Raw genomic sequence first — 12,094 nt, forward strand, 5'->3', positions numbered from 1 at the left:
AGTCCATGGGGCTATTTTTTTTTGAATTAAAAAAGTAAAAAAAAAGAAAACATTTTCAAAAAAAAACTATATTTCGCATCAATTTAAAATAACGAAGGATGTTTGATATGAAATTCCAGAATGCAAAAATATGCGTTTTTTCTATCATGATGGTTCTTTGCCTCTTTGGCTGTGCTGAAGATTTCCTCTTTTCCGATGAAGCAGTTAATACATTTTCCACGATTGATGCTTTGACTGACAAATGTACCGAGGAAACGAATGGCGTTATGGTTTTTGTGAAAAAAGAAGCCACGATGTACGTGTGTACGGATAATGAATGGGTGGCTATGCAAAACAAGAATCATAAGTGCCACTCTGAAGATTTAGTGGATGGGGATGGAATCGCCATTGTCTGCGATGGGGAAACCATTGGCGTGGTCAATAATGGCAAGGATGCCGACATGGATGCCATTCAAGAGCAAATTGAAGACAAGGGGTGCCAAGTTGTTGATACGACTCGCAATTATGAGGAAGCTGTTATCAAGGTGACTATCCGGTGTGGCGATGCTCAGACCGAAATGAAAATTCCATTTACTGAAGAAAATAAGAATCTTGCTAATGTCTATAAGAAGCACGTTGTTGTGCGTTTCCCGGTGCGGACCACTAAGGAAACAAACTCCCAAGAAACTTTCGAAGAACTCTGGAAAAACTTCAAGAGCGGTGAAAATGCAGAACTTACCGTGATGGAACTTGATGAAAATCTCAATGCGACTGGCAAGATGTTTTTGAAGGACTTGTTTGCTTCTGATGATAAGTCTTTTGTGACGATTGAAGAATCGAACAAAAAAACGGTGGAATACAAGATTGCCCGCCTTGAAGGTGACCTTGACATAACGAATCTAACGTCATCGATTGTTCAACTCCGTACGAACCTCATTTTGAAACAGTCTAAAGCTGCAAAAGGCAAACGTTTCACGAATATCATTTACAATGCTTATGCAGACTTTTCTGAAACTTCTGATACGATTGTTATCGACTTCTTGACCGACTACAAGGCTGCCCGTGTAAAGAACTTGGTCGATGAAGGCCTCGGAAAAACGGACTTTGCAACTGCAAATAAGAAGGCCAACCAGGAACTCGCCGATGCCCTTTACTTGGAACATGAGGGGGTCGATGATTATCCTGCTTTCGAACACTTTGTTCCGAATGAGGTTGGCTTGGCCGAATACTTCAACAGCATCGTGTGGGTAATGGCCCTCATTGACCAAAAGGACAAGACTCCGGGTTTTAACTCGGTCTATAACGCTTTCCGCAATGTCTTTGCCGAAAACGGCAACTTTAACACCGCCGTCAATACGACTTACGCAGGCAAGGAACACAGCATGTTCTTTGTTGATTACCTCGCTTTGCTTATCGACGCGAACTTCTTCAAGTGGAACCAAATGCAGCATGGCGACAACACTGCTGAAACGAATGTCTGGAGTGGTTCGGATGCCGTCTATTACAAGATTTTGCAGAATGGATTTGTGGAAGCCTATAAGCTTAAAGTCGAAGACGCAACGGTTTTCAATGATCCGTCTGGCTATAGCAGCAAGGTATATAAGTCTGATGTCAAAGGGGGATATTTCCATTACTTTGAATATATCGAAAACGATCAAGTTTGGTATCCTGTAACACTTTGGGCTGCAGGCGCTGCAACGGTGGAAAAAGTTTGCGATGCTGACGCTGTTAATTCGACCTTCTTCTATAGCTTTGAAGGTCTTGATGATAATGCCGTTTGTGTATGCGACAATGGAAAATGCTACTGGAAAGATCCTGAAAATGTATGCTTGGGCCGTAATAAAGGAGATAAGGGATCGGCGTTCATTGACAGGGAAATTCAAGAGTATGAGTGCGAATGTAATCTATCAGCTTCTTCTACTTGCGATGATCTTGTGCCTGGTATTCCGAGCTCTTCGAGCTCTGTTGCATCCTCTTCTAGCGCTGCAAGTGGCAAGACTCCAGAAGAACTTGCAAATGATCCGTCTTTTAAGCTTTACCTCGGTGAATGCAGCGCTACAGTAAACGAAGGCAAAGAAAAACTGTTCGACTACAAAAATGCGGAACTAGCCACGACAACGAGCAAAATAACCCTTGTATGTGATGGCTCCAAATGGAGAAAGAAAGATTATCATGATGAGAAATTTGGAATATGTTCAAAAACTACGATGGAAAAGGGCGAAGTCAAGGCAGAAGTTGGTACCGCATATTATAAGTGCGATTACCTTGATAACGATAAAAAATACGAATGGATCGCTGCTGATTGGCAAGACGTGTATAATGAAAAGGCTTGCCATTATGGCTATGTCGATAAAAAAGTGGTTACTGGATCCGGTTATGAATATGTTTGTGAAGAAAATTCTGAATATACAGACAACGACGGTAACCATACCCATGAATGGCGTGAAACGACTGTTGATGAATATTGCGTGGGTGACCGCGTCAAGGCTACAGTGCAGAAGCTTGAAGACGAAGACCTCGGCGAATCGACCTTCAACGAAAAGTGTAACTACCACGGTTCTACCTATGCGAGAAACAATACTGCTAGCGGGGCCAAGGAATGGGTGTACTACGGTAATTTCACCAACGAAAGCACAAGAAACAGCGCCCTCTTGTTCTTGAATGGTTATAAGGATAATATAATTTACGCTTGTAACGATTGGGTCAACATCTACTGTGTGCCTGTTTCTGTAGAAATCGTGCAGAGTGCAATTGCTTCAGCGACAGGTGATGAAAAACAGAAATTGATTAATATCCTGTGTAATTATGGTGATTACAAGCAAGCTAGTGGCTACGCCGACGGCATCGCCTTTGAAGTCAACGTAACGTTAAAGAGTGGCGAAACTCCGAAGACGTTTGTCGCTAGTGCCAAGAGAAATGATTGGCACGAACCTACCTTTGAGGATATCTATGGCGAATGCGACGAAGATAAGATGAAAAATCAAACCAAAGTAGCAGTTTACGGAGGGAAAAAATACAAGTGTAACTACATTTCTGGAGTTTCTTCCAGCGGATACTCTTGGGTTAAAGCAAGCGATTTGGATGAAAACGCAACGCTTGGAATTTGCACAAGAAATCGAATGAAAGAAAAAGATGTCGCTATAGTCGGTGACGCATACTATGGATGTCTTGGTAATGGTGACGCAGAAGGAATCCCCGCAAGTTCTTCCTCCACAGATTGGCTAGAAATTGATGAAAATAAGTACCTTAACGCCAAGCTTGGTAAGTGCGATACCGATGAAGGTGATACTAAAAATATTAAAGACATTAAGAGCGAAACCCTCATGGATGGTAAAAGCCACAGTTTCAAGTGCTCTATAGCTAAAGAAGTCGTAAATGACTATGGTAAGTGGGTTGACGCCTCCACAGACATTGCTCTCAACCAGATTTGCTACAGAGATAACGAAGGTACAACTGTTACCAAAGAAAGCGTAATCTATGTCTGTGCGTACAAGGATGAATCGTCCATGTATCAGTGGATTACTTCTGATGAGTACTGCGAAACTAATGGTGAAAATCTGATTTACGGTGGGTATTTTGACAATCCGTCTAGTTCTTCTAGTATGTCTCACTGTAGCAAAAGCGGAAGTCCTAAATGCCAAACGGAAACCGGCAAGAAAATCTGCCATGTCGGTACCGAGTCTTTCGTCAAATTGGATAGCGCATGGCAATCTGTGGCAAAATATTGCGAAGACAATTCTACAGGTTCCGCCTGTGAATTTGTCAAACATGAAGGTAATATACGCGAGCCTACTCTTAAGTATTACGAACAAACGGAATACTACGTAAATACAGAACAAGGTTATTATAAGAAAGCAGAAACTGCAGAAGAATATTGCGATGCGTTTGATCTGAATCATGAAAAGCTCTGCGTATTTGGATTTGACGTTTATTCTTATAGCGAAAGTTCCAGTGAATGGATTCTTTTCCGTGAAAACTGACCGACCCGTGGATAGAATTTGTACTAGAACATGAAAAAACTTACCCTTATACTTGCACTTGCGCAGGCGGCGGTATTATATGCTGCGGAATCTATCCGTTACAAGGACCGCATGTTCGAAGTTGAAAAAACTTCGGATGTGGTTTTTGCGACGAATGTTCCGCAGTTGAAAACACTGCATTCGCTTGCACAAACGATAAAGACTTATGGTAGTCAAAACGTCTATTTTTACGCTAATGAAACCGATACGAAACAGGTTGATTTGAAAATGGACATCTACACTCCGAAAGGAGATGTGGCTACAAAGCGTGCCGCCGTCATCGTTGCTCATGGGGGGGCGATGATTAGCGGCTCTAAGAGTACGACGCAAAAATCGGTTGCTTATTGTGATTCTTTGGCTGCACGCGGTTTCGTTACCGTATCTATGGGTTATCGCCTTGGCGTGTCGCTTTCGGGAACATTTTCTTTACAGACTCTATTGAAAAAAGGTTCAAGTCAAGAATTAAAAGTTGATAGTGCTGATTACGCCCGTGCCGTCTATCGAGGTGTGCAAGATATCAATGCCGCCGTCCGTTACATGCGTAAACATGCAGAGGATTATGGCATTGACCCGAAACGGATTTACGTTCTCGGAAACAGTTCCGGTGCAATCCTTGCCATGGAAAATATATATGCAAACAGCAAGGACGATTTCCCGAGCTATATGGAATACAAAAATGTCCCGAATCTTGGTGAATTGAACGATTTTGGCGAACAAGATGTTGATGCCCATGCCAATGGCGGAGTGCTCTTGTGGGGTGCCATTCATGACCCGAAGGTTATCAAGTACAACAGGACTCCGGTTTTCCTTGCCCATGGAGGCAAAGATCAGACTGTTCTGTTCAAGACGGGCCGCCCGTTGCAATCTTATTCGGTGACGGATGCACTTCCTAAAGCTTTTGCGGAAAGGTTGTCAATTAATATCGAAACTCCGACACTTTATGGTAGCTATGTCATTGATTCTGCATTGACTGTCAATAACGGTAAGAGAGCTAGACCTGCGACTTATTTTGTTGAAAATGCAATGCATGAATTTTACAACAAAGAAGATTATACAGAAGAAGTCCAAACTAGAGCTTTTAATTTCTTGTATAAACTTGCTACTGAAAATAAGATTGTCTATACCACTGCTGCAATCACTATAAGCGAAGATGACAATGGAAAGTATCATGCTGTTGTTGACGGGGATTATGATGGAACCGATTCCGTCAAGGTTAGCGAGAACTTCGATGTGGAAGATGTCGTTTTTGATAGGGAATTTAGCCTGTCTGGCTTATCTACCGTCACGTTGCCTTTCTGCGTGGACTCTATCAATGTTTATGGAGCAAAGCAGTTCTTGAGGTTTGTTGGCGTGAAACCCAATGCTGCAGGTGTAAATGAAGTTTGGATAGAACGTGTTTGGTGCGATCTTCCGGCTCTTCTTGAGGATATTGATGATGATATGGGGTTGAGTGCCGACCAAAAAGAGAAAATGGCAACCAATGTTACGGAAAAGTGCAATTCTATACCCAACAAGCTATTTGCCTATACTCCGTATATTGTACAATTGAAGGATAATTCACTTTCGTTTAGCAATGCGGTGCGGGTCGAAAAGACGAAAGCCTCGGCTGATACTGTCGTTGGCAACTGGATTTTCCGCGGGACGCTTGCTGCGAAGGTTTGGTACGAAGGCCACCCTGAATTAGGCTATGCTTACGGCTATTCTGCTACAGAATACGACCGGATCAAAGTCGGTAAATTTGCAAAAGCTGGTAAAAATGCTTCTGTTGGCTTGCTCCGTAGCTATCTGCTTTACAGCCAAAAAGCGGCGGCGGTCTTGGGTTTGTCAAAAATTCTTGATAATATCTCGTCTGAAAATCTCCCGACGAATATGGACGTCGTGATTGTCGATAATGACGGATATGGTCATGAGTCTAGGACTGTTGTCGGGCGGTTCAATACACGTACCGGCGAGTTCAAGGCGTTGCGCTCTGTGGACCGCTCTTATGACCTCAAGGGTCGCGTCGTAGGTAATGAATCCCGTAATGCGAAAGGCGCGTACTATGGGAAAAAGAGTAATTAGAGAGGGGCGTGTTTAAAAAGGAATGAGACTATGATAAGCGGAAATGAGCAAGAAAAGAAAAAGGAATATGTCGCCCCTGCGATGGAGGTGCATATTATAAACCAACAAGTGAATCTCTTGGGAAGTAGTAGCGAAATTCCTGTTGAAACATGCGAAGGCTGCACGTTCCAGTAATTAGAATAAATACTGGAAGTTGATTTAATCGTCATTCCTCGACTCTAGCTTCCTTCGTCATTCCCGATTCTGGTTTGCTTCTTCACCCTCGACTCTAGCGTCCTTCGTCATCCTCGACCTGAGAGCCGAAGGGGATTGGGGTGGGAATCCGCGCATTTCTCTTTCTTATCGCTGATGCTTCAAGTCTTTTTTACGCTTGAATCGCTATACTCCAAGGTATAATAATTGTTTTTTTCTCAAAAAAAACTTATTTATAGGGAAAAGGAGCGTTGCGGTTATGAAACGATTCGCGTACCTGTTATTTACAGTTTTTCTTTTATCGGGGATTTCTTTCGCGAAGTTTGTCGCGGTTCTCGAAACGATGTCTGACGGCAATGATCAGCTGTCTCTTACGGAGCGCCAGTTCCTTACGAATATGCTTCGTGAACAGGCTGTGCGGGAACTCCCTGCCGAGCTGAACTTTACCATTATGACTCGCGAGAACATCATGATGATGCTCCCTCCGGGCAAGGCTATCGAAGATTGCGAAGGAAGTTGCCTTGCCGAGACGGGCAAGAATATCGCCGCCGACTACGTGGCACAGGCGCGAGTGGGCAAGGTGGGGGACAATCTCTCCATCAGTGCCGAAATTTATGAGACGGCTGGCAGCAAGTTGCTCGCTAGTTTCAACGGTCTTGGTGCTGATGTGAACGCCTTGATGAACGTTATCCAAGAAAAGGGACCTGAATTTTTCAGAAAGGCTCGTGGTGGAACAACGGGCATTGTGCGGACGGGAATGGACGGGCTTGAAAACCAGTCCTTTGTCTTACAAGTTTCAACGAATCCGCAGGGGGCGGCGCTGAGTGTTGATGGACGACCTGTTCCGAGCTGCACTTCGACTCCGTGTCAGATTCTTGTGGAAGCGGGCGAACACCGCATTGTGGCGGTCCTCGAACATCACGAAGATGCCGAAGGCGTTTTTAAAGTGAATCAGAATGGACAGACGGTATCGCTAGACCTCGTGCCTCGCTACGGGACTGTTCAGCTGGATTTGGATTTCCCGTTGGGCGGAACTTATGATGAACTGGAAATAAAGGTCGATGGTAAGCTTGTCAAGGGTTCGGACAAAGTGCTGATGGATCCGGGTACTCATGCTGTTTCTATAGGCCATCGCTGCTATAGCCCAATCTCGTTCCAGGTCGGAATGGTTAAAGATAAAATAGAAACGTTTAAAGAGTCTTTTAAACCGCTGAATACAGGGCTTTCGCTCACGGCGCATTCTGCTTCGGGTGAATCCCGTACTTATAATTTGTTGTCAAATGGAACGATAGTTGGAAAAACTCCGTTTTCTGGCAGTATTCCCCTTTGTGCTAAGTTGTCTGTGGAAAGTATGAACGGTAATGAAGTGTATCCTGTTGATGTAGAACTTGTTCAAGGACAGGTCGTTTCATTTGACTTTGTGGAACCCGCTCCGAATGCCGAAAATATTGCTGTAGATAAGTTAAATACCGATGGCTCGCAAATCGGTGAAAGCATCCCCGCGAATGTGGAACAGCCCAAGAGCGGCGTGCGTATGGGACTCCGGATTACAAGCGGTGTCGTTTCTGCACTCGGCTTTGGTGCCGCCCTATACGGAATCATCAAGATGAAGAACCTAGCGAATGAGGCTCCTGACAACAAAAAGGATTATGAGGCGCGTCTCGATGATATAGATAACCACGAGTGGTTCCGCAGATTTGGCTTGCTATTTGGTGGTATTGGACTTGTCGGCTTTGGTCTGACGTTCGTGTTCTAGGAGGGGTGTATGTTAGATGATAGACAAAAGACGAAAGACGAAAGAGGCGAGAGTCGCGAAAATAAGTTTACTTGTTTTCATGACCGAGCCTTACTGTCTGACGCTGAAGGCGTCAAAGACGAAAGATTAGAGGCTAAGGGTGTGAGGCTTGAGACGAGAGGCGAAAGAGTTTGTGTCATTGCGAGCCCAAGGTCACTGAGCGAAGTCGAAGTGAGGGCGTGGCAATCTCTAACCAGGATTTTGTCATCCTGGAGGCGCGTTTTCAATGTGTTGTCATCCTGGAGGAGCGTAGCGACGATAGGATCCATTGCGTTCCTCCTTACAGCTTGTACCGATTATTACCAGCAATTCGAAGATGAATATGCCTTTGGTAAAACAAGTGGAAGGTTTGTATTTGATGGGCAGACCTTGACGGACCAGCGCAATGACCAGACATACGAAGTCGTTAAGGTGGGTAACCTTTACTGGATGAATCGCAATCTGGGATTTGAGTTTTATCATTCTCATGATAATGCGACTAATGTCCATTGTCCGAAGTCAAGCATAGAGACATGTGAAAAGACTGGATTCCTGTATCCCGGAACCCGTCTCGATAATCTGTGTATTGATGGTTGGCGATTGCCTAGCACTGAAGAATGGAAGGAATACTACAATTCTTCAGCGTACCAGAGTAGCACATACGGGAAAGACACGTATAGTGGGTATCTGGGTGGGGATGAATCCCTGAACGAATATGGAAAGGCCGCCTATTTTTGGACCAATGCTGAAACGGACGGCAAAGGTTACCGGAAATGCGTATCCGTCACTTCAGAGAGTAATTCGTTCCGTCAGGCCGGACCTTGCCACGAGCAGTGGAAACTTGCCGTGCGCTGCGTGAAGGAAGTCGATGGGGAATCAGGTTCTCAATCAACCGCTAAATCGTCTGCGCAGACAACTAAAAAATCTTCATCTTCTGCGAAATCGTCAACGGCGAAATCATCTTCGAGCATGAAACAAGGAGAATTGGTTAACGCTGACCCCCTTAAGGATTCCCGTGACAGTCAGACTTATTCGACTGTGGCTATTGGCAAACAGACTTGGATGGCCCAAAATTTGAATTTTGAAATGGGCGGTAGCTTCTGTTTTGATAATTTAGATGGAAACTGCAGTGAGTATGGACGACTTTATACTTGGGATGATGCTAAAATAGTGTGCCCTTCGGGCTGGCATTTGCCATCTGTAGAAGAATGGGAAAAATTCTTCTCTACGGATATTGGAAAAGAAATGGCTGGGGATATGCTTGGTGCGTCTTGTCAACTCAAGAATGTGTATGCTCCCAAGGCGAAAATTGAAGTGTCGGTTAAGCCTTCGGCTTATCAGGATGAAACGAGATGCAAATCCTCATCCAATTATAAAGAGTGCGGGGAATTTTTCATTAAAGTTGTCAACAACGACGATGTTGATTATACGGATTTAGAATTGCGTTTGTATATAGGTAGTCGAGGCAGTCGTTTTTCGGAACTTCCGGATTGTGACATAAAGAGTGCATTCAATAGTTCCGGTCAGTCGATTTCTGCGCCGCAAATTGCTATGGTTCAATATTTAGAGGACGACTATACGGGGCAAACTTATCTGCCTATCTTTATTAACGGCAACATTCCCGCTTCTGGTGGAACATTTTTCTTCCAGGTCAAGTGGCCTACGCTTACTTTCCATGATATTCAGGGAGGCTGGTCGCTTGTTGGTCACGAAGGCTATGGGTACTACGCCGATTTTGATGGTATCGACCTTACGCAGGCTCCCAATAATAGGAGAAACGAAATGGCGTTGGAATCTTACACTGTTGACGAATATATCCCGGTTTATAAGATGGGCGAACTTGTTGCCGGTATTACTCCGGACGGTTCCACAGAAAAAGAATTGGTGAAATATCAGTGCGCTGAATTCGATAATGAATCGGCTACTTATTGGACTTCCGATGGTGATGAGTATGTTGCTCATTTTGTCGTCTGGGCCAACAATAAGTCGAATGAAGATTATTATTATGATTCGAAGACATCGTTTGCAAAAACTGTCCGCTGCGTAAAGGATTAGAGATGTTGTCAACGTCTTTGGTTCTTCTCATGTGTTGCCTCTAGTGGATGTTTTGAGCGTCCGCTATATGCAACGTATGCAACAAAATCGTCATACGCTTCCTTTGAAATGAGCTTGTAGGGGTTCTATTTTTCTCCTTAATTTATATATTTTGTAAAACGACAATTTTTTAATGTCGTTTAATAAATTATAAAGGAGGATTCTATGAAATTAGATTGTTGCGTAGGCGCGGAGAATGCTTTGGGCGTTTTGCTCATGGCGGCGTTTTTTTTAGTGGGGTGTGCTAGCGATGGCTCCGTTGCGGCCCCAGATTCTCAGAATGCAAAAAATTTGAACGGTAATTTGTCAAGTGTCGCTGAATCTAACGGCAACTCCAGCAGCAACGTATCGAATGTTAATCAAGCAGGGCTTTCCAAGACGGTTTATGGTCTGGCTCAAAATGGCCCTTATGTGGACAGTTCTGTTGTAAAGTTGACCGTATTGGATGAATCTACTTTGGAATCTACGGAGCAGGTTTTTACGGGCTTGGTGGGGGATGGCTATGGCGGTTACTCAATCCAGGTTGATTCCTTGAAATCGAATATAGCACAGATTTCGGTGTCGGGAAAATATCTCGAAGCGAGATCTGGGCGACTTTCTGAAAAAGAACTTACTTTATACGCGCTTTCGGATTTGAATGTCCATAATTCGATAAATGTCAATCTGTTTACGACTTTGGAATATGAACGCGTTCGTGAACTTGTCAAGAATAAGAAGCTCTCTTTTGCGGAGGCCAAGAAACAGGCCAAAGAAGAACTTTTAGATGCGTTTCATGTTGTGGCTAAAGACGAAACTGGCAATAATGTAAATTTTGATGACCCTGAAATGTGGAATATTTACGGGATTCGCGATATAGAAAACCGTGATGAAGACAAAGTGTTGATGGGGCTTACGGCTATTTTTTCCGCATTTAATGAAAACTATGTTGAATCATTGATTAAAACTATTGCGGAAGATTTTGCGAAGGACGGCAAATGGGATGATGATTCAACTAGAATGAGGGTTGCAAATGCAGCCTACGGATTGAATACGACGATTTTGTCGGGCGATGTGGTTATCCCTGCGGATATTGAATCTATTCGAAGGACTATGACGAGATGGAGAAGTGTATATACGACAGGCTTTGATTTGAGCAATTTGTCGGGCGGAATCCTTCCCGATTTTGAAAGTGTAGTTGACGGCTTTTGGTTGGGCGAATATGGTCTTAGCAAGTGTGCTTACAGTATTTTGGGAACGGTCGCGAAAACTCCATTTGGTAGTTATTTTACTTGCAAGGAAGACACTAGAACTCATACGGGCATCCACTGGTTGTCTTCGTCTGTTTTAGAGACGAATACTTATGGAATTAAATGCGATAGCACGGACTATTTTAAAACAGAGACAACAGATAGAACGCCTCGTCTGTACGTTTGCGAATTTGGAAAATGGCGCGAGGCTTTGGATGTCGAAGGGAAAGTAGGATTGTGTACAAGTGAAAAAGAAGGCTCACTCGAAGATACCGATTTGTTCGGCTATGTCTGCAAGTCGCAAAAGTGGGAGATTTTTACGGACACGCTTGAAGATAAACGCGATGGAAAGCGCTATGCGTACCGCAAGGCGGCTGGGCTTTATTGGATGATTAGCAACTTGCAGGATACTACGCTTACGTGGGCGGAGTCCGATAAATGTCCCGAAGGTTGGAGGCTTCCGACTGAGGATGAATGGAATGATTTGTCTAAACAGCTTGCTGGAGTGACTGCAAACGGTTCTCAGTTGAATTTAGTTCATGTGGGGGAGTATAATACCTGGTGGAGTTCGACGGAGAAAAACGATAGTCTTGCTGTAACGGCTAATGTTTGGCATCATCCGAGGAGCTATGATGAATCTTTGAGGTTTACGTTTTCGATTTCGGCGTTGGAAAAGAAAAATCGCGCTGCAATCCGTTGTGTGAAGGAACCTTAATAGCCCTTTCTCGGCTTACTTTAAAAGTCCGGAC

General features: G+C 44.0%; 6 protein-coding genes. All 6 read left to right on the forward strand.

Translation table 11 applies throughout. From position 1 onward, the window contains the following. Positions 1–107 precede the first annotated feature (107 nt). The gene (locus IKG78_RS05160) at positions 108–3,959 is read left to right on the forward strand and encodes a hypothetical protein (RefSeq protein ID WP_290940351.1); all 3,852 of its coding nucleotides are present in this window, start codon (positions 108–110) and stop codon (positions 3,957–3,959) included. A gap of 30 nt (positions 3,960–3,989) precedes the next feature. Further along, on the forward strand, positions 3,990–6,059 hold the full coding sequence (locus tag IKG78_RS05165; RefSeq protein ID WP_290940354.1) for an alpha/beta hydrolase: 2,070 nt from the start codon (positions 3,990–3,992) through the stop codon (positions 6,057–6,059). A gap of 30 nt (positions 6,060–6,089) precedes the next feature. Continuing rightward, positions 6,090–6,233 carry a hypothetical protein gene (locus tag IKG78_RS05170; protein ID WP_290940357.1) on the forward strand — a complete coding sequence of 48 codons (144 nt, stop codon included), beginning with the start codon at positions 6,090–6,092 and terminating at the stop codon, positions 6,231–6,233. Positions 6,234–6,510: 277 nt separating this feature from the next. Beyond that, positions 6,511–8,007: a PEGA domain-containing protein gene (locus tag IKG78_RS05175; protein WP_290940361.1), complete on the forward strand. Its 1,497-nt coding sequence runs from the start codon at positions 6,511–6,513 to the stop codon at positions 8,005–8,007. A gap of 9 nt (positions 8,008–8,016) precedes the next feature. Further along, positions 8,017–10,080 (forward strand): FISUMP domain-containing protein, encoded by a 2,064-nt coding sequence (locus tag IKG78_RS05180; protein WP_290940364.1) that lies wholly within the window; start codon positions 8,017–8,019, stop codon positions 10,078–10,080. 204 nt (positions 10,081–10,284) lie between these two features. Beyond that, positions 10,285–12,060, forward strand: coding sequence for a hypothetical protein (locus tag IKG78_RS05185; RefSeq protein ID WP_290940367.1), 1,776 nt, complete (start codon positions 10,285–10,287; stop codon positions 12,058–12,060). Positions 12,061–12,094 lie beyond the last annotated feature (34 nt).

Source organism: Fibrobacter sp. (assembly GCF_017545445.1).
In the GTDB taxonomy this organism is placed as follows: Bacteria; Fibrobacterota; Fibrobacteria; order Fibrobacterales; family Fibrobacteraceae; genus Fibrobacter.

Excerpts from the sequence above, each read along its gene's own strand:
- IKG78_RS05180 (WP_290940364.1), top strand. The coding sequence starts at position 8,017 with ATGTTAGATGATAGACAAAAGACGAAAGACGAAAGAGGCGAGAGTCGC.
- IKG78_RS05175 (WP_290940361.1), top strand. The coding sequence starts at position 6,511 with ATGAAACGATTCGCGTACCTGTTATTTACAGTTTTTCTTTTATCGGGG.
- IKG78_RS05160 (WP_290940351.1), top strand. The coding sequence starts at position 108 with ATGAAATTCCAGAATGCAAAAATATGCGTTTTTTCTATCATGATGGTT.
- IKG78_RS05165 (WP_290940354.1), top strand. The coding sequence starts at position 3,990 with ATGAAAAAACTTACCCTTATACTTGCACTTGCGCAGGCGGCGGTATTA.
- IKG78_RS05185 (WP_290940367.1), top strand. The coding sequence starts at position 10,285 with ATGAAATTAGATTGTTGCGTAGGCGCGGAGAATGCTTTGGGCGTTTTG.
- IKG78_RS05170 (WP_290940357.1), top strand. The coding sequence starts at position 6,090 with ATGATAAGCGGAAATGAGCAAGAAAAGAAAAAGGAATATGTCGCCCCT.